Genomic DNA, 20,672 nt, shown 5'->3' with positions numbered 1-20,672 from the left:
GCGCTGACAATTGTCCCTTGTTTTATTAGTATAGACCGGGAAAAAAATTATTCAATGTTTTCAAGACAGTTAGTCGCGGTAGTTTTTCTAGAGTGGATGTAGGCAAAAACAACTCCCCAACTCATTTCAACTTTAGTACGTTTTATCAAAGTAAAATGGGTGGAGGATAATGCTCTGCTGGTGGTAATGATCGTTTTAAGATGCGATAAATGATCAAGCTTAGCGCAGAGCTTTTCCCATAGAGGTCCAAAAAAAGCAGTGGAATTTATAAAAACAAGCGTTGCCTCGTTTAAATTCACTTCAAGAAAATCACCTAAAATGAATTTAATTTTTTTTGCCTGCATTGCATAATTTGCTATGTGTGCTAATTTTTCGGCTTGTTTGCATGCTGCAGAATAGAGTTCGGGAAACAATTCAATTCCTACACTTTTGCATACAGGAAAGACCATGCTACAAGCCAGGACGGCTTTACCTGTTCCGGAACCTAGATCATAGAATACGGTAGTTTCATCGGGGTTAGTTAAGGATAAAAGAGCGATGAATGATGAAAATTCGATTTCTCCATAAGCATATTCCATTGCATCGTTTGCTTGACGTGCATTCTGTGACAGTATAAACCCATTGACATTTGTGTAGAGTTGGTGGAACACTTGAGCGTGTTTTTGTAAATTTAATGATTTTTGCCAGCGAATTACATGGAATTGCCCTCTTCGGAGCCGCACATGAATGAGCAGGGTAAAAAGTATAAGAAGTAAGCAAAAAAAATAGGGTATCCAGTGGTTCAAAATAATCCTTTAATTATGTGCCATTCCAAATTAGGAATTTTTAATACACCTGGTTTATTTCGTTTTATAATGCATTTCCTATGAAAGTAAGCCGCTTTGATAGAAAAAGATTATAAAGGATGTACGGAACTTTCCTTAATGTAGTTTGCCGAAATTTCATATAAACGCAAAGTATAAAAGACATTGATCACTGTCTTATTATTGTGTAATCGAGTAAAATTACAGCATCTAGTATAGAATTATAATGTTAAGTCTAATTTTATTACTATAATTTTATTTTAGAAAAGTGAGCACCATTGTAAATTTATGCTCATGAGGTTTGTAAGTTAATATTTCCTTAATTTTGATTCATTAGAATGAAATTATATTGAGGGGTGGGAGAGTATTATGGCGGGTTTTTTTAGTACCAGAGCTTATGTGCATCATGAGCCAAAGCCACGTGCAGAATACAATTTTATCAACGTGGGTACAGAACAATTTCATGCTGTTGCGGTGGCGATGATCGATTCGTTACAAAGTACTTCCCAACGGGGTAATGATGCTACCTTGAAAAAAATTTTGGAGCGTTTTTATCTACACTTTCCCAAATACATTAGCAACCAACCTTATTTAACACTCCCGGAACGGATGGGGATGTTACTCAATAGTTCTCGTAAGTCAGAATTAGTCGAATGTATGGCTTATGTTTTGCGGCAATTGGCAGTGGACGAACTCTATACCCATCCATTGATGTATCGTGAGGTGTTTGATGGATTAAGTGCGGAAACTCCCAAAAGTTATTTGCGTGATCCCACAGTGCAATTACCAGCGAGTGCTTTAAATGCCCTGGCGCAGACACTGGGGATTAGTATTACATTATCTTTTAAAGAACTCGGAAAGGAACTGAGGAAAAAAGAAGTATATGATGGAGAAGCATAATGCATAAAATGAATTTAGTGATTCAAGTTCAAGGGGAAGGACAGCAAGAACGGTATTTCCCTGCGGTAAAGCAAGGACATGAAAAGGATTTTGCCTATGTCGGGCAATTAGCAATTAATCCCCCTGAACCTGTTGAAAATACAAAGGAGCAGGGGGAAACTCTCCATGACATAATTCACTTAATCGAAGAGGACAATAAACAGCTGTTGCACTCTTATGATACCTATCGCACCGCCATTTTTAGCACGGCTCGAGATGAAGAATTAACCCCCGAACTGTTACACAAGCGGTTAAGAGAACTCTACATCAAGCATTTACCTCAAACGAACAATACTGTATCTGTGGCCGCTTTAGAGCAGTCCATAAGAAAGCCGGTTATTGCTGATGCCCCCGAGAAAGGGGAACAACAAGCGATTAAGCTATTGGTAAACGCTTTATCAGACTGGATTACCACAAAGCAAGTTGATCCGGATACCATATTTGATGAGCTAGAAAAGCGCTCTACTGTTGGATTGAGTAGGTAACTTAGCCCGGGTTAGACGCAGTCGTAATCCGGGGTTAAGACCATTTCCGTACTAATTAGTAAAGTTTATAAAAATCCCTGTTCTTTCATCCATTCATCATGGGCAAATTTAGACATATAATTGCGAATGGAGTCAGGTAAAATAACCAGACATTTTTGTCCTCTACTTAAAGATTTTGCAGCTTGCAGTGCGGCCCACATTGCTGCCCCGGAAGAGCCTCCTACCAGTAGCCCCTCTTCACGAATTAAATCCCTTGCAGTTCGAAATGAATTAAGATCATTTGTTTTAATATATTTATCAATTAAATCATTATCTAAAACCTCTGGAAAGAAGTCATAGCCTATGCCCTCTACTGCATAGGATTTAATTTCGGTTCCACCACCAAGAATAGAGCCCTCGGGGTCAACGCCAATGATTTTAATCTCCGGATTATATTCCTTAAGGCGTCTAGCAATACCAGTAATTGTGCCGCCAGTTCCTACTCCGGCAACAACCATGTGTAAGTCCTTGCCAAAATCATCAATAATTTCCTGGGCGGTACCATGATAGTGCGCATTAGGGTTATTCGGATTGGCATATTGATCAAGAATATAGGAATTAGGGATATCCGCATTCAGTCTTTTAGCTAAAGAAATATGACTTTCCGGATCATTATAAGCTGCCTCTGTTGGGGTACGGTAGATCGTCGCTCCGAGGAGCTCAAGAACGGATTGTTTTTCCTGACTCATTTTCTCAGGCATAGTAATTATTACTTTGTAACCTAATATCGCACCTGCGAGGGCAATACCTATTCCTGTATTCCCAGAAGTAGGTTCAATCAGTGTATAACCTGGCTTAATATGCCCATCTCGTTCTGCATTAACAATCATTTCATACCCGATACGATCTTTAACGGAACCACCTGGATTAAAAAACTCACACTTTGCATACAACTCACAATCGAGCTCACGGCCAAGACGATTAATTTTTACTATGGGGGTTTGTCCTATGGTGGCAAGAATATTCGGATAGATCATATTAGTCCTTTATTGAAGAGTAATTTGCTTTTGATTATATGGGTTTTAATCAAAAAAAAAAATTCTTGTATGATTTGGGTGGTGATTTTAAAGTTTTTGATTTATATTTAATTTTCGAAAACTAACAAAGCAGGGAGCTGGATATGTTTAATTTAAAATCACTTAAGTGGTGTTTTGGTATTGCTTTGTCTCTAGGCTTGTGTGCATGCATGGATATGCAACGTTCAGAACATGCTAATAATAACGCTCAATACTATGAGCAAATGAATGCCCAGAACAAACAAAAAGCAGAGAATAAGGCCAAAGCTCAAAAGACTTATGCTTCAAAAGATCCTACTCAAAAAGCAACCCCAGGACCTAAGCGAAATGCTGCGCCACAAATTCCTGTAATACAATAATGATTGTCTCCGGGTTACGGCGTGCGCCTAACCCGGCTCATGACGTAACCATCAGGTTTACTCCCTTTAAAAACTTGCAATCATCTCAATCGAGATGTTAGCTTATTTATTGTTTGTTTCTTTCAATGGACTGATTTTTACTCTATGAAAAAAGTATATCGAATTATAGGGACTGCTATAGGCACAGCCTTTTTTTTACTCACTAATAAAATTTTTGCTGTGAATCCGACGGGAATCATTACTCCTTCAGTAATCAACAAAAGCACTACTACCAATCCGAAAGAAATTCCTTTAAAAAAAGCGCTAGCAAAAGCAACATCAACTCAAGTGCCAGAAGACAGTGAAGAGGCTAAAAAATTATATAAAGAACGTCTAAAAAAAAATCCGGGTGATGAAGATGCGCGTCTTCTTTTGGCGAATTATTATATAGCAAAGAGGCGTGATTCAACTGCCCTTAGGGTGATTAAACAAGGATTGCGGCTGAATCCAAACAGTGTACTATTGCTGATGAAATTAAGCGATATCCAGACGTACCTTACCGCCTATGCTCCTGCGATCGCAACCAACAAAAAAATACTCACCTTAGATCCGGGTAATGTCTATTCGAAGCAATATTTATCCGATGTAAACCAAGTTATTCCTCGTTATGTCTACGGTGTGAATGAAGTCGGTTTTACCACAGATAACTCATATGTTACTGGTTTCCATCAGATTTGGGATTATTCTTCACTCTATTACACTCGAGATACGAGCTACGGTCGATTTGGTGGCCGTATTAATTTTGCAGCACGACAAGGATTCACTGCGCCCCAATATGAGTTGGATTTTTCACCTGTGCTTAATCGGGATGTTTCATTTAACTTGGTTGCCACGTATGCGAATCAACCTAATTTATTTTCTGATTACTCCTATGGAGGACAGGCAAACATTAGTTTGACGAGCTCTCTCCAGTTTACGGGCGGCGCAATTTATTCGAACATCGCACCTACTTTTTTTATGACCTACATTGCAGGATTAAATTATGCTGTAGGTAATTATTTATTGAGCGTTACTCCTTACTATTTTGTCCCACAAACCAATGTGAAATCAGTGTTAATGACTGGAGTGATCAAACGTTTTTTTGCCACTGAGGATCATTCCATCTCTTTAACTGTGGGTATAGGCCATAGCCCTGACTTGGCAAATTTGACGACGGTTAATTTTATTGTGCTAAAGAATGATTTTGCAAATCTGCTCTATGAATTTCCAATATTAGCACACCGCCTAGTTGTTGATTTACAGATTGGATACCAACGCTGGGAATTTCCTACAGGCGAAATAAATAATTTTTATGATACCTTAGTTGGTTTGAAATATCGATTTTAAGTCGCTTGCATAAGTTGGACCTGACGGCCCAACTCTTACATTCTAAATTGACTAAAAGGAACGCTGGTGTTTATTTCTTCTTCTCTTGCTTGGCGCTCTTCTGCCATTTCTGTCTGAATTTGCATTAATTCCAGCCCATCTTTAATCATTTCATCTCGCACCGCTTGTCGGGAAGCACGATTTCCAAAGAAGCTGACTTTTTTCTTACTCGCCTTTTCGATTAACTGATGAGATGTTCGTGCATTTTTGTGATCTTGATCGATTGATGCAGATTTTTGAACCACAGGGATTTCTCTTTTATGTTTCATACTTGAACCTTATTTTCCTATAAGTTTTTTATTAGTTTCATCCTTACATTACTTTTGAAAGCAAAGTCCATTTCTACTTCAAATCAGTTAATTGAATGACCTAGGTTCTCTCTTTATAAAGAGATCACGCCTTCAAATTAACAGGGGGGCAAACTATGCAACAGATTGGCATCGATTTTCAAGTGATTTTTCTAGGTGCTGCTGACAATTCTAATCTCTTGGCTAAAGTGAGATGGAATTTATGTGCTGTCAACAGCCCCTAATGAATTACTGCGGAGCGATCATTTCTTCGGGTCTTACTAATTCCGCGAAACGCTCAGCGGTCAAAATTCCAAGTTTAACTGCTGCTTCTTGTAAGGAAGAATTGTCTTGGTGTGCCGTTTTAGCGATTTTTGCGGCTTTATCATAGCCAATGTGTTGGTTAAGTGCCGTGACGAGCATTAACGAATGATGCAGATAATAGTCAATCACTTGATGATTGGCCTCGATTCCCTCGGCACAAAACGCTTGGAATGAGTGACAGGTATCGGCTAACAAATTGAGAGAATGCATTACGTTAAAGATGATCACCGGTTTAAACACATTCAATTCAAAATTACCTTGGCTATCAGCGATACCCACCGTTGCATCATTTCCCAGCACTTGCGCGCAAACCATAGTCATGGCTTCGCATTGGGTAGGATTGACTTTTCCAGGCATAATGGAAGATCCAGGTTCATTTTCTGGAATGATCAATTCCCCAATACCGCAACGTGGGCCAGAAGCTAACCAACGAATGTCATTCGCAATTTTCATTAAAGCACAAGCCAATGCTTTCATGGCACTGTGGGCATTAACTAATGCTTCGTGTGAGGCCAGTGCAGCAAATTTATTCTCTGCGGTAACAAAAGGTAATTGGGTTATCTGCGCGATGTGTTTGGCAACCTTTGCGGCAAATTGTGGATGAGTATTTAAACCAGTTCCTACGGCAGTTCCCCCTGCAGCTAATTCGTAAAGTTCAGGCAATGCCCCTTCAAGACGTTGCAGGCAAGAATCCAGCTGGGCAACATAACCAGAAAATTCCTGCCCTAAAGTGATTGGCACGGCATCTTGTAAATGAGTTCGGCCTATTTTGACTATATCTTTGAATGCTGCCATTTTAACCGCCAAGGCATCACGCAAACTTTTTACTGCGGGGATTAATTTCTTATTAAAAGCAATGGCTGCGGCAATATGCATTGCTGTCGGGAATGTATCATTCGAAGATTGAGACATATTCACATGATCATTAGGATGAATAGGCGATTTACTACCCATGGTTCCGCCAGCCAGTTCAATTGCACGATTTGAAATGACCTCATTGGCATTCATATTTGATTGCGTGCCGCTTCCTGTTTGCCATACATGCAAAGGAAAATGCTCGTCTAGCATTCCTTTACTCACCTCATCTGCAGCCTGAATAATTAAATCTGCTTTCTCTTTGGGTAACTTGCCTAAGTCCAAATTGGTCAATGCGGCGGCTTTTTTTAAGATACCAAAAGCGTGAGTGACTTCACGCGGCATAATGTCTTTGCCTATATTAAAGTGATGTAATGATCGTTCAGTCTGTGCACCCCAATATTTGTCGGCAGGGACAGCGATTTCACCCATGCTATCAGATTCTATGCGTGTTTTGCTCATGGTTTTTAATTTCCTTAGACCCTAGTGAAATAAAAAATTCTAACACATAGGGCAAAAATAAGTAATTTTTGTTATAGTATTGGCATAATTAACGATATGTAGCCTGGGTTAGGATAAGCCGTAACCTGGGAACAGTGATAGAAAAACCAGGCTCTTTGCCTATAAAACCCGGATTACTTTATGCTAATTCGGACTTACAAAGCCTCCAGGCAACATAAGAGAACCACCAGCACATGAGAGCAGTACGTATTTATCAACCTGGAAACTACCATACAGGCCAACATTTAGAATTATCTCCCGAAGCCAGTCAACACGTTGGGGTTGTTTTGCGTATGCAGATCGGCGAAAAGATCACTTTATTTTCTGGTGATGATCGTGAGTTTGACGCGACTATAGTTGCTGTGAAAAAAAAACAGGTCACTGTCGTAATTGGCTCGGTAAATAAGGTGAGTCGTGAATCACCATTGGCTATCCATTTGGCTCAAGCTATTTCCAAGGGGGAACGCATGGAGTTCGTCATGCAAAAGGCAGTCGAACTCGGTGTGACCAGTATTACTCCTCTTATTACGGAACGTTGTGTCGTCAAATTAGATAAGGAGCGAATGGCAAAAAAACTCCATCAATGGCAGGCGATTATCATTGCCGCATGTGAACAATCAGGAAGGAATCAAGTTCCTGCAGTAAATCCACCTATCACTTTAGAACATTATGTCCGTGAGATTGAAGTTGGATTAAAATTGATCTTGCATCCAGGTGAGAATAAAAATTGGCGAGATTATATGATTGGATCTGCTGCGATTGCATTGCTTATTGGCCCGGAAGGAGGATTAAGTGAGCACGAGGTTCAATTGGCGTGTCGGCATGGATTTCAACCTTTATCCCTAGGGCCAAGAATTTTACGCACAGAAACCGCTGCGATTACAGCACTAAGTGTGTTGCAAGCGATAGGCGGTGATCTATAATAGTACTTGTAGTCAGTCTCTCTCAATGCGAAAATCTAAAAGCATAATGGTACTAATAAATATATTCCTTGATGCAGAGTGAGTTTGGCGATTAACTTATTTTAAACAACAGAGGTTGACTCATGAGTGATCTTATTAAAACAATATCAGATGCAAGTTTTGAACAGGATGTAATCCAAGCCAATAAGCCTGTTTTAGTTGATTTTTGGGCAGAGTGGTGTGGGCCATGCCGTGCATTGACCCCTATATTGGAAGAAGTGGCTGCTACTCATGGTGAGCAGGTAACTTTTGCCAAGATTAATATCGATGAGCATCCACAAACACCGGCAAAATTTGGTGTGATGAGTATTCCAACATTGATTTTATTTAAAAACGGTCAGGTTGAAGCTGTTAAAATGGGTTTGCTTTCAAAATCTCAATTAAGTGCTTTTGTTGAGAGCCACGTTTAATTTTTTATTTTTCTATATAAAAAATGTTGTATCTTTTAGTAAAGCTGTGATAGCCTGTTGCAATATGTGATATAATGTAAATATATCACATAGGCAGCAGAATCCTTAGCTGCTATTCTTGAATAATATTTTTCCCGGATATCCAATTCGAAATTAATCAACCAATCAAGTGAGAAGTATGAATCTTAGTGAACTTAAGCAATTGCCTATTGCCGATCTCTTTAACATCGCACAAGAGATTGGTGTCGAGAATCCTTCCCGTATGCGCAAACAAGAAATTATTTTTGCCATTCTTAAGGCTCACGCCTTAAAAGGTGAAGACATCCATGGTGATGGTGTTTTAGAAGTCCTGACTGATGGTTTTGGTTTCTTGCGTTCTGCCGATGGCTCTTATTTGGCAGGCCCTGATGATATTTATGTATCTCCCAGCCAAATCAGACGTTTTGGTTTACGTTCTGGTGATACGATTTCAGGTAAAATTCGTCCTCCCAAAGATAGTGAGCGTTATTTTGCTTTATTGAAAGTTGATGAAATCAATTACGATTCACCTGATAGTGCCAAACGAAAAATTTTATTTGAAAACCTTACTCCTTTATTTGCTACCGAACGCTTGGTTATGGAGCAAGGAAACGGCAGTACCGAAGATTTGACGGCGCGAGTTGTTGACTTGTGTGCTCCTTTTGGTCGAGGACAACGTGGTTTGATTGTTTCTCCACCCAAAGCAGGTAAAACACTAATGCTGCAAAACATCGCACGTTCCATAGAAAAGAATTATCCTGAGTGTTACCTCATCGTGTTATTGATTGATGAGCGCCCTGAAGAAGTAACTGAAATGCAACGTTCTGTAAAAGGAGAAGTGGTCGCTAGTACTTTTGATGAGCCTGCTAACCGCCACGTTCAGGTTGCTGAAATGGTTATTGAAAAAGCCAAGCGCTTGGTTGAACACAAGCGTGATGTGGTTATTTTGCTTGACTCAATCACTCGTCTGGCGCGCGCTTACAATACGGTGATTCCTTCATCTGGTAAAGTACTTACTGGGGGTGTTGATGCCAATGCGTTGCAAAGACCTAAGCGTTTATATGGTGCTGCACGTAATATAGAAGAAGGTGGTAGTCTGACTATTATTGCTACAGCTCTGGTAGACACAGGTTCTAAAATGGATGAAGTGATTTATGAAGAATTCAAGGGAACCGGTAATATGGAAATCCACTTGAGCCGTAATATTGCTGAACGTCGCGTTTTCCCTGCGATTAATATTAACCGTTCCGGTACACGCCGTGAAGATCTGTTATTAAGTCCAGAAGATCTACAACGCACTTGGATATTGCGCAAAATTCTGCAGTCTATGGATGAATGTGATGCGATTGAATTCTTGCTTGAGCGCATGAAGAATCATAAAACCAATGCTGAATTCTTTGATGCAATGAAACGGCAAGAGTAGTACTTATCAAAAATGCAACTTGGGTGAAGGCCCAAAGAGCCGAAACCCGGGAATTATTAAGCTCCTTTCAGGACTGTCTGCCATAAGTCAAAAAGAAATCCCCTCTCCCTCTCGTGGGAGAGGGGTAGGGGTGAGGGTGATTAAACAATACCCTCATCCGCCCTGACGGGCACCTTCTCCCTCGAGGAGGAAGGGAATTTTCTTGAAATGGCAGCGAGGTTACTAGGGGATTATGAATGAAATACTCTGATTTAAGAGATTTTATTGCACAACTTGAATCACGTGATTTATTAAAACGCATCACTTATCCTGTATCACCCTATCTTGAAATGACGGCAGTCAGTGATCGAGTACTTCGCTCTGGTGGCCCTGCTCTTCTCTTTACTAATACGCCAAACCATCACATGCCTGTTTTAACCAATTTATTTGGTACTGTTGAACGTGTGGCGATGGGAATGGGTGAAGACAGTATCAGTGCGTTGCGGGAGGTTGGCAAATTATTGGCTGCCTTAAAGGAGCCTGATCCACCTAAAGGATTTAAGGACGCGTTTAATAAGCTCCCTTTGTTAAAACAGGCATTAAATATGGCACCAAAATATGTGAGTGGTGCAGAATGTCAAAACCATGTTTGGGAAAAAGATGAAGTCGATCTGACTTCATTACCTATTCAAACCTGTTGGCCTAAAGATGCTGCTCCATTAATCACTTGGGGGCTCGTAATCACCAAAGGACCTGATCAAACGCGTGAAAATATGGGGATATACCGACAACAGCTGTTGAGTAAGAATCAATTGATTATGCGTTGGTTGTCCCATCGAGGCGGTGCATTGGATTACCAGGCATGGCAAAAAGCTTATCCTGGTGAACGTTTTCCAATTGCAGTGACGCTTGGTGCTGATCCTGCAACAATACTCGCAGCCGTAACCCCTGTTCCTGATACTTTATCTGAATATGCTTTTGCTGGATTATTACGCGGCCAACGTACTCGTTTGACAAAGTGTATTGGCAATGAACTGCATGTCCCTGCGAGTGCGGAAATTATCTTGGAAGGTTATTTAGAGCCTGGGATTGAGGCGCCAGAAGGGCCTTATGGTGATCACACGGGTTACTATAATGAAGTACAATCTTTCCCGGTGTTTACTGTGGAGCGCATAACGCACCGAGACTCCCCCATTTATCACAGTACGTATACTGGCCGGCCACCTGATGAGCCCGCCATTTTAGGTGTTGCATTAAATGAAGTATTTATTCCCTTGTTACAGAAACAGTTTCCAGAGATTGTTGATTTCTATTTGCCACCAGAAGGTTGTTCCTATCGTTTAGCCGTAGTGACTATCAAGAAGCAATATCCTGGACATGCGAAACGAGTTATGATGGCGGTATGGTCATTCCTAAGACAATTTATGTATACCAAATTTGTAATCGTTTGTGATGATGATATTGATGCGCGTAATTGGCAGGATGTGATTTGGGCGATGACGACCCGCATGGATCCTGCACGTGATACCGTAATGATGGAAAATACCCCCATTGATTATCTGGATTTTGCTTCGCCCGTTTCAGGTTTAGGCTCAAAAATTGGCATGGACGCAACAAGTAAATGGCCTGGAGAAACTCAAAGAGAATGGGGAGAGCCCATTGTGATGGATGAAGAGATTATAAAAAAGGTCGATGGCTACTGGTCTTCTTTAGGGTTGGACAAATGAAGGAAAAAACAATTAAAGCACTTGTAGAAGATATTTCACCGTTGACAGACAGTATTATGCGCTTGGTTTTAACTCCAGAGACTTACATAGATTATCAAGCGGGACAATATTTACAAATTCTTTTTAATGAAGATGCTTTTAGCTATTCTATTGCTAATGCGCCATTAGGATCGCATAAATACGAACTTCATATTCGACATAGCTTGGATAATCCCTACAATCAGCGGTTATTTGCCCAAATCAAAGAATCGGGGGCGGTGAATATTCGTTTGCCTTTTGGTACATGTTCCGTTGATCATTTGCATCCAAACCGCCCTATATTATTTATCGCTGGTGGAACCGGATTTGCGCCGGTAAAAGCAATGATCGAGCACTTATTAGCGACATCAGATAATCGGCCTTTTGAGTTATTTTGGGGTGCTCGTTTGCAAAATGATTTATACATGGATGAAAAGGTAATGACTTGGCAAGCTCATGTGAGCCGCTTTAACTATTTTTCTTCGGTATCAGAAGACAATGGTGTGCCTCTAGCCTCCTTGGTACTCGCCAAACATCCACAGGATCTTGGTGAATGGCAAATAGTGATTAGCGGACCTTTTGATATGGTGTACAGTACCCGTGATGCATTGGTCAATAGTGGGGTTTCACCTGCTCATTTATTCTCAGATGCATTTAGTTTTGAAGCAAAATAAGGAAGCATTTTATGGAGACTTTGTACCAAATCCTGGGTCTTATTGGTGCCGGATTGATTATTTTTATTTTATACCGCGCGATAAAAGGAAGCCCTGAGCAATTTAGCAAAGAAAATTTAAATAAAAGTTTCTTTACTATGGGGGTTTTAGCGCTTGTATTGATTGGTTTTATTGCGCTGTTAGTTTTAATTTTACGAAATACGTAAAAGCCTGGGTTATGCGCAAGCCGTAACCCGGGGAATGGTGCCATCTCCCGGATTACGCTGCGCGAATCCGGGCTACAATGCACTCCGACTGCAAATAGCATTTAATGTGGGGGATGTGCATTACTATAATGCCCTCCATTTTCTTTTAAATAAAATCCAATATGCGGATTGTTAATAGGCATTCGGCTGGTGTCTGCGATTAGCATGCATTCCTCCACATAAGTGATTTGGCTGCTGTCATCAACCAATAAACGATACCAAGGATTGCGAGTAGCAAATTCGCGCTTAAGTGCTTGTGGATTATAACGACCCGAAGCCTGAAATAACGGATCTACATCCACAACAATCGCTCTGTAGCGGCTGTGTTTATGAATGACTAAATCTCCAATGTTGAATTGTGCAATTTTATCCATCTAAGCCTCTTTGTTGTGCATTTTGAATAATATATCGGTCGAAATAAAATAAGCTTGAAGGTTACTGAAATTGGAAAGAAAAATAATGATGTAAAAGGTGATAACCACCGAATCAAAAAAGCGAATTATGGGGCTACTGATTCATTGTATCGGCAAATTGTTCGTTCGGGTCTTTTCTAGTCCGTTTTACTAGGGATTCGAGCGAAAATGAGGCAATTCAATAGACGGTATTCCTTGTTCTGCATAAGCTTGCTGAACGGCTGTCCATACTTCATCATATGAGTTCATGCCTGGAATAATCAGATAGTGAACGCAGGGATCCAGTATGCATACCTTTTCTCCTGCCGCTACCAAGCCTTCAGCAGCTTGTTGTACACAAATATTTCCGCATATGCCAGTAAGCATCAGCTCGCTGTATCCTTGATTGTGAAAAAACTGGAGAAAAGTCAGGGCACACTCATCATAAATGGGGTTCCCTGTATTTAAAAAGTGAGGATCACTTAATTCAATTTCTTCCTTAAGTTTCATTCCTGCCTCAGGAGCAGAAAAATTGATTTTAGCGAAGCGATAAATCGGGATATTTTCTTTCAGATTTTTTAGCCGTTCCTCGATGGGCTGAGAAATCGCAGCACCGATGGTGCCATTAAGGCAATGGAATCCATATTGCCCCTTAAGCGGATTAAATGGCAGCAATTCATTGTGTTCAATGTTTAGTGTTTTTTGCGTATGCATTTTCCCATAACTTTTCAACATGATTTGTGCGTCGATGTTGTCGAGAGTCCGTTGGAACACATGCGCATCTTGAGTGGTAATAATCTCAAGATGATGACCAAGCATGGGATAATCGATTATTAGTTCACTAACCGCATCAAGTAATGCCATATTACGAAACAAAGTATGTTCGCCACCAGGGGCATATAAGGCAAAACCTTGCAGCACAAAGTCATTTTGAATGTCGACTAATATGAGGGCTAATTTTTTAGTTTCACTGAGTTTTTTAAGGACTATATTTTTTAATTCATCTTTTAATCTGGGATCCGCTTTATCATATTGTTGATTTATTTTTTGAAAACGAGAAGCGGCATTTTGACGTAATAATGCTTGTGCGTGTAGGTGTTGTGTCAATCTTAATTCATTAGGCATATTCATTTTATCGTAATAAAAACATTAGGCTGCATAATACAAATTTAAAATGCTTATTACTATTATAGTAGTTTTGGGTTTCAGGGAATGGATGCCGGTGTACTCTACTTGGGTTTTCATTCCGAGGGAGTGGTATGCTTTCTGAAAGAGCTTTTTGTTGCGTAAAAATTGGATCCCCGCCTTGCGCGGGGATGATATTTGATCTGGCAGATTACTCTGATTTTAATTAAATCTCGAATAGCGTTCGGATATCTTCTAAGATCTCATCAACTGGAGCTTCGATTTCTTTTTGAGCTTCCGTTTTGTCAAAGAAGGGCGTTGCTCTTCCAGTCAGAGCTTTTGAACAAACCAATTTTGCTAATGTAGCCAGGCTTAATAAGAAATTGCCTAGGGTTGCATACCAGGCTGTGTGCCCACACATCACATCATCCTGGCTGTGTAACCGTGCTTTAACTTTCATTTCAAATTGTTGGTATGCCACTTTATTGGGGATTCCAGCTTTATTTTGATAAACAAATTGATCCACATCTTTTGTAAGATCTGCAGCAAGTTTTTCGATTATTCCCTTTTCAGGCTCAGGCAATTCGTTTGCATAAGTCTCTATATCTGCAATTTTTTTATATAAATCCTGCATTTTTAGGGCATATTGCTCCTCTTTACCTTTTCTCTTTTTCAAAGCCAAAAGCGCTTGTCGTGCTTGTTCAGAAAGGTTTTCTACTGCCTCAGGTTGCGCATCGGCATCCATGAGCTTCACTACAATTCGACTAAGAGTAGCCTGCATTTTAACGCCAGGAAATTCATCGATTTGAGTCATAATTTTCTTCAGCAACGCGTCACTGTTTCCGGAGTCTACGTAGGTTTTGAATAGCCCAGTATTTTCATTAGCTAACTCGTCTATGAATTGTTCGCGAAAATCTTTATCTGTTGCGTCAAAAAAATCTTTAGCACGATAATACCTATTCTGGTTACGCTCCTTTTTATAGTTTTCAAGCATTTTTTTAAATTCAGCGGCAAGAATCACACGTGGTTGTTTTAACTCTTCTTGGCGGGCTAATTCCTCTCGCTGTACTGGTTCTTGTCTTTCTAATTCTTGCTGTTGTTCTCGGGCTCGTTTTCTTTCCTGCTCTTCTTTGTGCTCTATTTCTTTAATTTGCCGATCAAGTTCCGCTGCTTGCTCCGTAAGTTCCTTAATTGTAACAGTGTCCATTTCAGTGATTCGCAAAGACAGCTCAGTGACTTCAGCGGCTAATTTATCGCGCTCATCACAGTTGGATGTTACTTTGCTTTTGAGTTGTTCTAATACTTTTGAGGAAGTTGAGAGTGAGTCAAGATAACGTTCATCTGCGCCTTGAGCAAATTCTACAACTTCAATTTTTTTGGGAACAATAGTGGATAATTTTTTATAATCGGTACTTTTCCAAGTTAAAAAATAGTGTGATGGGTCCTCTCCTAAAATTTCCAGCATTAGGTTAAAACCAGTATTTGCAGGCTTTTTGCCACTGGGAAGACCTGATTCATTCGCAAGTCTTGCAAGTTCATTACGGTCATAAGCGTTAAAACCTAATTCAAGGTGATTTTGAACGGCTTGCAGAAAATTAAATAATTTCTGTGTTTTCGCGTAATGTACGGTTTCCTTATATTGTCTTGCTGCCTCATCTATAATAATTAATTGGGCGTCAAGATACTTTAAAACCTCGCCCTTATTTTGGGTATCCAGATGTTCTGATGCGCTTGCCTGAAGCTGAACGGGTTCTAAAGTGTCAGGGACCTTTTCTGTTATGATAGTATTATTATCTGTATTATATTTTTCAATCCGTATTTCAATGTCTAACTTCCTCTCTTGCAACCGAGCAATTTCTTCTCTTTGCGCTTTGATTTGCTTTTGTTTCTCTTCATACTGGAGGACTAATTCGTGTTTCTCTATCATTTTATGCTCACATCTACATGCTCAAAATATGGGCGTGAATTATAAAACAAAATCATTGAATGGTCATTAAGTGAGCACTAAGTTTGTTTAAAATAAATGCAAAACAGCTTATATGAAATAAATGGCCAGAATAATCCCGGTTTCGTAGAGCAGACACAGCGGAATCGCGAGCATGATTTGAGAGAAAACATCGGGGGGAGTAAGTAACATTCCTACAATAAAGGCGCCAACAATGACATAGGGTCTGATTTTTTTTAGCGTCACGACCTCAATGATTTTTAAACGGACTAGGACAAAACAAATCAACGGCACTTGAAAGCAAAATCCAAAGGTCATGAGCATTCTAGTAATAAAATCCAATGCATAACTCATATCTGGCATGTAGCGTACCCCTTTGGGTAGCGCGTGTGCAAAAAAATGGAACATAAATGGCAGGACCAGATAGAAACAAAACAAAACTCCAGCTAGAAACAGCAAGAGGCTGAAGCTTAAGGCGATGCGCAGCGTGGTTTGTTCTCTTTGATACAGGCCGGGACTGATAAACCGCCAAAATTGAAATAAAGCAATTGGAGCGCTTAGTAATAGTGCCGCATCCGCAGCCAATTTAAGTGGCGTAAATACTGGAGAGGTTACTTGGGTAGCAATTAAGCCTTCTTGTGCAGAAAGCGAGTGCAATAGTGGGCTAACTAGCGCCTGGAATAAATCATTCGCCCAAAAAAAGAAAATAAAAAATAATCCGCCAAACCAAATCAGGGTCTGTAATCCACGACGGCGCAGTTCTATAAGATGATTGAGCATGAATATTGTTTATGCATAAGTTAGAATCAGTACCTTATCATTCTCATTAAGGTAAAAGGAATCCCTTCCAAGTAGGGTTTGGTTAAGGGTGAGGGTTTATTTATCACAACCAATACCCTCATCCATCCTCACGGGCACTTCCTTCCTATGTTCCGTCATCCCGAGTTCAACAAGGGATCTCAATGCTGTAGCACTCCATCTCAATGAGGAGATCCCTTGGGATGGCGGGAGAAGGGAACATTTCCTCCCATGAGAAAAGAGGCCGTTTTAAACTTCCGCAAGTTCTTTGCTTTTAATTCCAATTTGTTCAGGTCTTATTTCTCTCAAACGATTAAATTGATCAACAAAAACCACAGTTGGAACCAGGCTTGCACAGTCCTCTTCCAATACTTGGGTAAAAGAGGCAATAATGATTAAATCACCAGGAGTGACTAGATGTGCTGCGGCTCCATTAACGCAAATTTCAGTAGATCCTGGTTTACCGGTAATCGCATAAGTCTCAAATCGAGTACCTGCAGTGATATTCCATACATTGACGGCTTCATAAGGTAATATATTTGCTGCTTTAAGAAGCTCTGGAGAAATAGTAATGCTTCCTTCATAGTCCAAATCGGCTTCAGTGACACAAGCACGATGAATTTTGGATTTTAACATTTTTCTATAAGCCATAAAGATCCTAGCCTTGTTCATAGTGGGCGAATTTTACACCAAATTGCGAAGTTTATGCTATACCCAAGTAACCCAAAATGCTAATTTTGGGTGGCTTTTTTGAGTTAACCTGGGTATCTAAATCTCATGCTTGGACTTTAAAGTCGATTGAGAGTGGGTCATGGAAAACCCGCATTCTACTTCGTTTTGCTTAGGCTACTTTTTATTGAGGATGCACGTTATAATTGGTTTTTTATTTATAGGGTGAATTAAGGTGAGGCATAGCCCACGTAAGCGGTTTGGCCAGAATTTTCTACAGAACCGGCACATCATTGAAGACATTGTAGGCGCGATCAATCCGCAAGCAGAAGATAATATACTGGAAATTGGTCCAGGCTTGGGTGCGTTAACTGAGCCATTGTTGCGTCGTTTAAATCATTTAACCGCTGTCGAAATCGATACGGATTTACAAAAATATCTGGCAGAGCGTCCTATTGCACAGGGTAAATTACATTTGGTTGCTGCAGATGCGTTGACCCTTGATTACAGCCAATTTGGCTCTCAATTACGTGTGGTGGGTAATTTACCCTATAATATTTCAACTCCATTGCTAATTCATTTGCTACGCTTTGCTTCGTACATAGAAGATATGCATTTTATGTTGCAAAAGGAAGTTGTAGCGCGTATGGCAGCACAACCGGGCAGTAAGGCCTATGGCCGATTAACGGTGATGCTGCAGTATCATTGTGCTGTGGAGCATTTGTTTGATGTACCCCCAGAAGCATTTGATCCACAACCCAAAGTAGATTCAGCGGTGGTCCGTCTTATACCCCATCGTGTTTCTCCCTTTGAAAAAATATCTGTGGCGCAGCTGGAGCGATTGGTGGCGAGTGCTTTTGCTACGCGCCGAAAAACGCTGAATAACAATTTAAAAGGAATAATAACTGTTGAGCAATTGAGTAGTTTAGGGGTTGATGGAAATAAAAGGCCAGAACAGATTTCTATTTCGGAATATGTTCAACTAGCGAAATTTATTTCCAATTAGTGTAAAATTAATCATCATGGACATAATTTTTCAATCTTGGAGTTATTAAATTATTATGGAGATGGCCTTGTTTCATCGTCAACGTCAGCGTAAAGGTTCCTTGTCCTCACAAGGTAAATCTTTAAAAGATTTAACACGCATTGTTAATGCAAACCTTATTTTGTCAGAAGATAAGAGGCAGACACTACTTAAGCGAATGAGAATGTTATCTGGTCTGGAAACGGCGCGATATGACAGTTTATGCGGCCTCCTGATTAATAACCTCGTTCACTATTGCCAAAATTTACCCGAAACGACAAATAGTTATTATTCACAGCAAGGTGGGCTTGTGGATCATGCGCTGAATCGTACGGAAGCGGCATTGAGCCTCTTTCAGGGGTTTATGGAACAAGAGCAGCCTGATCTACTCTCCGAAGAACAAAAACTTTGGCAATATGCACTGTTTTCAGCAGCAATTCTGCAAGGGATAGGCAAGTTATTCGTTGATTATCGTGTGAGTTTTTATGATGCCAATGGACAATTTTTAAAAGAATGGAACCCTCTGCTTGAAAATATGACCAGTACAGGGGTTTATTACTTTTACGAATTTGAAAAAGAGCCCGAAATCGAATTTCGACGTCGTCTCAATTTATTGTTGGCAAGAACATTAATGCCTGCGAGTGGATTTGCCTGGTTAGCGTCTAATCCCGAAGTTCTTGCAGTGTGGCTTGCCTTATTGAATGAAGATGAACGTTCTGCCGGTACTTTAGGCGCCATCTTAATTCGAGCAGAAGCGATTGCTATCCAGCGTTATTTACTTGAATTTATGGTGAGAGGTACTGCTGCTCATAGTGGCGGTCGTTACCGTGCAGGTACTTTTTCTGGTGGACAACCCGAAACCTTATTAGAAAAAGAACAAACCGTAGGTATGGACTTTATCCAATGGATGATAAAAGCCTTAGATGCTGGCCGAATTATGGTAAACAAAGCCCCGCTATTTATGGTTCCCGGGGGAATGTTGATGTGTGCAGAAATGTTTCAGCTCTTCGTTCGTGAACATCCTGAATATAAGAATTGGCAAGCGGTTCAAAATGGGTTTTTATCTTTAGGCTTACATAATCGTGCTGCTGATGGTGGGGTTCTCAGCCGATTTGAAACCAAAAATCAAATGGAAACTGGAATTGTATTTTCTAAGTATGCTCTTGCTTTACCGGAATCCGTCAAGGTTGTGCAGATGAGTAGTGGAAAAGTAGAATCGATGTCTGCAACAGAATTGATTCATAAAGCACAATTTAGTAGTCAATTTACTCAGCAACAAAGCACTGGTTTAACTCATTCATTGCAAAAATTAGATGCGGCAGGAAAATGGCAAGCCTTTGAAAATGAAGGACATGGCCTTAAGCCAGGAGCAAAAAACGGTGTCTGATTATGCAATTGGGGATGTGCAGGGTTGTTATGAACCATTGCAACGGTTATTGGAGCTCATTGATTTTGATGACAAAACGGATCGGCTGTGGTTTGTTGGTGATTTGGTGAATCGAGGTCCTGAATCTTTGGCTGTTTTACGTTTTGTCAGCTCCTTACCTGTTGCGCCCCGCGTGACCCTTGGCAATCATGATTTACACTTGTTAGCCTCCCTCTTTGGGGGTAGGCCATGGAAAGGTCACGATGATACCTTACAGGAGGTAATGCATGCTGCTGATGGTGAAAGCTTAGGCCATTGGTTAAGAAAACAATCCATTTTGTATTATTCGCCAGAACTCGATGTAGTTATGTGTCATGCGGGAATTTGTCCTTTGTGGGACTTGCCGCAGGCAATGCAGCTTGCCAAGGAGCTCGAAGAAGCCCTGGCGGGTGAATCTTATCGCGATTTTTTAGCGAATTTATATGGAAACCAGCCCGATATATGGTCAGATGAGCTCAAGGGGAGCGATAGACTACGGGTGATTACTAATTATTATACGCGCATGCGGTTTTGCGATGCAAAAGGACGACTCGAGTTGGGTTATAAAGGCACTATTGCTCAAGCACCTGCAAATCTTTATCCTTGGTATGAGGTACCGCATCGTAAAGAAATTGATGTAGATATCGTTTTTGGACATTGGGCTGCTTTAATGGGGAAATGTCCTAATCCCAAAATTCATGCAATAGATACAGGATGTCTTTGGGGTGGCCAATTAACTGCATTACGCTTGCAGGATATGCAGCGATTTGCAGTCTGGAATAATAAATGATGTTATTAAACAAGTTGAGCTTCATCGCTTCAGCCTTAATTGCCATTAAGTTAAGA

The 20,672-nt window shown here is 40.4% G+C and carries 22 protein-coding genes; 13 read left to right on the top strand and 9 right to left on the bottom strand.

Annotation, left to right across the window (positions count from 1 at the left end; genetic code table 11):
- Positions 1 to 47: 47 nt before the first annotated feature.
- Positions 48 to 785: a methyltransferase gene (locus OQJ26_RS09730; RefSeq protein ID WP_265703647.1), complete on the bottom strand. Its 738-nt coding sequence runs from the start codon at positions 783 to 785 to the stop codon at positions 48 to 50.
- A gap of 387 nt (positions 786 to 1,172) precedes the next feature.
- On the opposite strand from OQJ26_RS09730, the gene OQJ26_RS09725 reads away from it, so the two are divergent.
- Both OQJ26_RS09725 and OQJ26_RS09720 read left to right on the top strand, forming a co-directional pair.
- A complete protein-coding gene (locus OQJ26_RS09725) occupies positions 1,173 to 1,703 on the top strand; it encodes a transposase (protein WP_265703646.1) in 531 nt (176 codons plus the stop codon).
- A complete protein-coding gene (locus tag OQJ26_RS09720; protein WP_265703645.1) occupies positions 1,703 to 2,227 on the top strand; it encodes a hypothetical protein in 525 nt (174 codons plus the stop codon). The genes OQJ26_RS09725 and OQJ26_RS09720 overlap by 1 nt, the downstream gene beginning before the upstream one ends.
- Positions 2,228 to 2,292: 65 nt before the next feature.
- On the opposite strand, the gene OQJ26_RS09715 is transcribed toward OQJ26_RS09720, so the two are convergent.
- Positions 2,293 to 3,243, bottom strand: a complete 951-nt coding sequence (locus OQJ26_RS09715; RefSeq protein WP_265703644.1) for a pyridoxal-phosphate dependent enzyme — start codon at positions 3,241 to 3,243, stop codon at positions 2,293 to 2,295.
- 143 nt (positions 3,244 to 3,386) lie between these two features.
- Here OQJ26_RS09715 and OQJ26_RS09710 point away from each other — a divergent pair, with 143 nt between their 5' ends.
- Both OQJ26_RS09710 and OQJ26_RS09705 read left to right on the top strand, forming a co-directional pair.
- The gene (locus OQJ26_RS09710; RefSeq protein WP_265703643.1) at positions 3,387 to 3,641 is read left to right on the top strand and encodes a hypothetical protein; all 255 of its coding nucleotides are present in this window, start codon (positions 3,387 to 3,389) and stop codon (positions 3,639 to 3,641) included.
- Positions 3,642 to 3,785: 144 nt separating this feature from the next.
- Positions 3,786 to 5,006, top strand: coding sequence for a YaiO family outer membrane beta-barrel protein (locus tag OQJ26_RS09705; RefSeq protein WP_265703642.1), 1,221 nt, complete (start codon positions 3,786 to 3,788; stop codon positions 5,004 to 5,006).
- A gap of 35 nt (positions 5,007 to 5,041) precedes the next feature.
- On the opposite strand, the gene OQJ26_RS09700 is transcribed toward OQJ26_RS09705, so the two are convergent.
- Together OQJ26_RS09700 and fumC are read right to left on the bottom strand one after the other, a co-directional pair.
- Positions 5,042 to 5,314, bottom strand: a complete 273-nt coding sequence (locus OQJ26_RS09700; RefSeq protein ID WP_265703641.1) for a hypothetical protein — start codon at positions 5,312 to 5,314, stop codon at positions 5,042 to 5,044.
- A gap of 267 nt (positions 5,315 to 5,581) precedes the next feature.
- On the bottom strand, positions 5,582 to 6,973 hold the full coding sequence (gene fumC, locus OQJ26_RS09695) for a class II fumarate hydratase (protein WP_265703640.1): 1,392 nt from the start codon (positions 6,971 to 6,973) through the stop codon (positions 5,582 to 5,584).
- A 233-nt stretch (positions 6,974 to 7,206) separates the two neighbouring features.
- On the opposite strand from fumC, the gene OQJ26_RS09690 reads away from it, so the two are divergent.
- The 6 genes from OQJ26_RS09690 to OQJ26_RS09665 all read left to right on the top strand — a co-directional run bounded on the left by OQJ26_RS09690 (position 7,207) and on the right by OQJ26_RS09665 (position 12,429).
- A complete protein-coding gene (locus OQJ26_RS09690) occupies positions 7,207 to 7,935 on the top strand; it encodes a 16S rRNA (uracil(1498)-N(3))-methyltransferase (protein ID WP_265703639.1) in 729 nt (242 codons plus the stop codon).
- Positions 7,936 to 8,057: 122 nt separating this feature from the next.
- Positions 8,058 to 8,384 (top strand): thioredoxin, encoded by a 327-nt coding sequence (gene trxA / locus OQJ26_RS09685; protein WP_058478045.1) that lies wholly within the window; start codon positions 8,058 to 8,060, stop codon positions 8,382 to 8,384.
- 178 nt (positions 8,385 to 8,562) lie between these two features.
- Positions 8,563 to 9,825 carry a transcription termination factor Rho gene (gene rho / locus OQJ26_RS09680; RefSeq protein ID WP_010652211.1) on the top strand — a complete coding sequence of 421 codons (1,263 nt, stop codon included), beginning with the start codon at positions 8,563 to 8,565 and terminating at the stop codon, positions 9,823 to 9,825.
- Positions 9,826 to 10,061: 236 nt separating this feature from the next.
- Positions 10,062 to 11,531, top strand: coding sequence for a 4-hydroxy-3-polyprenylbenzoate decarboxylase (gene ubiD / locus OQJ26_RS09675; protein WP_265703638.1), 1,470 nt, complete (start codon positions 10,062 to 10,064; stop codon positions 11,529 to 11,531).
- The gene (locus OQJ26_RS09670) at positions 11,528 to 12,223 is read left to right on the top strand and encodes an NAD(P)H-flavin reductase (protein ID WP_265703637.1); all 696 of its coding nucleotides are present in this window, start codon (positions 11,528 to 11,530) and stop codon (positions 12,221 to 12,223) included. The genes ubiD and OQJ26_RS09670 overlap by 4 nt, the downstream gene beginning before the upstream one ends.
- Before the next feature lie 11 nt (positions 12,224 to 12,234).
- Positions 12,235 to 12,429 carry a hypothetical protein gene (locus tag OQJ26_RS09665; protein WP_028382394.1) on the top strand — a complete coding sequence of 65 codons (195 nt, stop codon included), beginning with the start codon at positions 12,235 to 12,237 and terminating at the stop codon, positions 12,427 to 12,429.
- A 101-nt stretch (positions 12,430 to 12,530) separates the two neighbouring features.
- Here OQJ26_RS09665 and hspQ read toward each other — a convergent pair whose 3' ends face one another.
- From hspQ to panD, 5 genes are all read right to left on the bottom strand, one after another.
- The gene (gene hspQ, locus OQJ26_RS09660; protein WP_265703636.1) at positions 12,531 to 12,842 is read right to left on the bottom strand and encodes a heat shock protein HspQ; all 312 of its coding nucleotides are present in this window, start codon (positions 12,840 to 12,842) and stop codon (positions 12,531 to 12,533) included.
- Positions 12,843 to 13,031: 189 nt separating this feature from the next.
- Positions 13,032 to 13,991: an isochorismatase gene (locus OQJ26_RS09655; protein ID WP_265703635.1), complete on the bottom strand. Its 960-nt coding sequence runs from the start codon at positions 13,989 to 13,991 to the stop codon at positions 13,032 to 13,034.
- A 220-nt stretch (positions 13,992 to 14,211) separates the two neighbouring features.
- The gene (locus tag OQJ26_RS09650; protein ID WP_265703634.1) at positions 14,212 to 15,912 is read right to left on the bottom strand and encodes a hypothetical protein; all 1,701 of its coding nucleotides are present in this window, start codon (positions 15,910 to 15,912) and stop codon (positions 14,212 to 14,214) included.
- A gap of 108 nt (positions 15,913 to 16,020) precedes the next feature.
- Entirely contained in the window at positions 16,021 to 16,710 is a 690-nt protein-coding gene (gene tatC, locus OQJ26_RS09645; RefSeq protein WP_265703633.1) for a twin-arginine translocase subunit TatC, read from the bottom strand.
- Positions 16,711 to 16,977: 267 nt separating this feature from the next.
- Positions 16,978 to 17,379, bottom strand: a complete 402-nt coding sequence (panD, locus tag OQJ26_RS09640) for an aspartate 1-decarboxylase (protein ID WP_265703632.1) — start codon at positions 17,377 to 17,379, stop codon at positions 16,978 to 16,980.
- A gap of 253 nt (positions 17,380 to 17,632) precedes the next feature.
- Between panD and rsmA the strand changes: the two genes are divergently transcribed.
- Genes rsmA through OQJ26_RS09625 form a run of 3 tightly spaced genes read left to right on the top strand, consistent with a single transcriptional unit; the run spans position 17,633 to position 20,616 of the window.
- Positions 17,633 to 18,403, top strand: a complete 771-nt coding sequence (gene rsmA / locus OQJ26_RS09635) for a 16S rRNA (adenine(1518)-N(6)/adenine(1519)-N(6))-dimethyltransferase RsmA (protein ID WP_265703631.1) — start codon at positions 17,633 to 17,635, stop codon at positions 18,401 to 18,403.
- 55 nt (positions 18,404 to 18,458) lie between these two features.
- Positions 18,459 to 19,808 (top strand): conjugal transfer nickase/helicase domain-containing protein, encoded by a 1,350-nt coding sequence (locus OQJ26_RS09630; RefSeq protein ID WP_265703630.1) that lies wholly within the window; start codon positions 18,459 to 18,461, stop codon positions 19,806 to 19,808.
- Positions 19,801 to 20,616 carry a symmetrical bis(5'-nucleosyl)-tetraphosphatase gene (locus tag OQJ26_RS09625; protein WP_265703629.1) on the top strand — a complete coding sequence of 272 codons (816 nt, stop codon included), beginning with the start codon at positions 19,801 to 19,803 and terminating at the stop codon, positions 20,614 to 20,616. The genes OQJ26_RS09630 and OQJ26_RS09625 overlap by 8 nt, the downstream gene beginning before the upstream one ends.
- Positions 20,617 to 20,672: the final 56 nt, after the last annotated feature.

Source organism: Legionella sheltonii, from assembly GCF_026191355.1.
In the GTDB taxonomy this organism is placed as follows: Bacteria; Pseudomonadota; Gammaproteobacteria; order Legionellales; family Legionellaceae; genus Legionella; species Legionella sheltonii.
This window is presented reverse-complemented; position numbering and strand designations above follow the sequence as displayed.

Coding starts and splice junctions, on each gene's coding strand:
- OQJ26_RS09705 (WP_265703642.1), top strand. CDS start 3,786: ATGAAAAAAGTATATCGAATTATAGGGACTGCTATAGGCACAGCCTTT.
- ubiD (WP_265703638.1), top strand. CDS start 10,062: ATGAAATACTCTGATTTAAGAGATTTTATTGCACAACTTGAATCACGT.
- trxA (WP_058478045.1), top strand. CDS start 8,058: ATGAGTGATCTTATTAAAACAATATCAGATGCAAGTTTTGAACAGGAT.
- OQJ26_RS09710 (WP_265703643.1), top strand. CDS start 3,387: ATGTTTAATTTAAAATCACTTAAGTGGTGTTTTGGTATTGCTTTGTCT.
- panD (WP_265703632.1), bottom strand. CDS start 17,379: ATGGCTTATAGAAAAATGTTAAAATCCAAAATTCATCGTGCTTGTGTC.
- tatC (WP_265703633.1), bottom strand. CDS start 16,710: ATGCTCAATCATCTTATAGAACTGCGCCGTCGTGGATTACAGACCCTG.
- OQJ26_RS09720 (WP_265703645.1), top strand. CDS start 1,703: ATGCATAAAATGAATTTAGTGATTCAAGTTCAAGGGGAAGGACAGCAA.
- fumC (WP_265703640.1), bottom strand. CDS start 6,973: ATGAGCAAAACACGCATAGAATCTGATAGCATGGGTGAAATCGCTGTC.
- OQJ26_RS09665 (WP_028382394.1), top strand. CDS start 12,235: ATGGAGACTTTGTACCAAATCCTGGGTCTTATTGGTGCCGGATTGATT.
- hspQ (WP_265703636.1), bottom strand. CDS start 12,842: ATGGATAAAATTGCACAATTCAACATTGGAGATTTAGTCATTCATAAA.
- OQJ26_RS09725 (WP_265703646.1), top strand. CDS start 1,173: ATGGCGGGTTTTTTTAGTACCAGAGCTTATGTGCATCATGAGCCAAAG.
- OQJ26_RS09690 (WP_265703639.1), top strand. CDS start 7,207: ATGAGAGCAGTACGTATTTATCAACCTGGAAACTACCATACAGGCCAA.
- OQJ26_RS09655 (WP_265703635.1), bottom strand. CDS start 13,991: ATGAATATGCCTAATGAATTAAGATTGACACAACACCTACACGCACAA.
- OQJ26_RS09715 (WP_265703644.1), bottom strand. CDS start 3,243: ATGATCTATCCGAATATTCTTGCCACCATAGGACAAACCCCCATAGTA.
- OQJ26_RS09700 (WP_265703641.1), bottom strand. CDS start 5,314: ATGAAACATAAAAGAGAAATCCCTGTGGTTCAAAAATCTGCATCAATC.
- OQJ26_RS09650 (WP_265703634.1), bottom strand. CDS start 15,912: ATGATAGAGAAACACGAATTAGTCCTCCAGTATGAAGAGAAACAAAAG.
- OQJ26_RS09670 (WP_265703637.1), top strand. CDS start 11,528: ATGAAGGAAAAAACAATTAAAGCACTTGTAGAAGATATTTCACCGTTG.
- OQJ26_RS09630 (WP_265703630.1), top strand. CDS start 18,459: ATGGAGATGGCCTTGTTTCATCGTCAACGTCAGCGTAAAGGTTCCTTG.
- rho (WP_010652211.1), top strand. CDS start 8,563: ATGAATCTTAGTGAACTTAAGCAATTGCCTATTGCCGATCTCTTTAAC.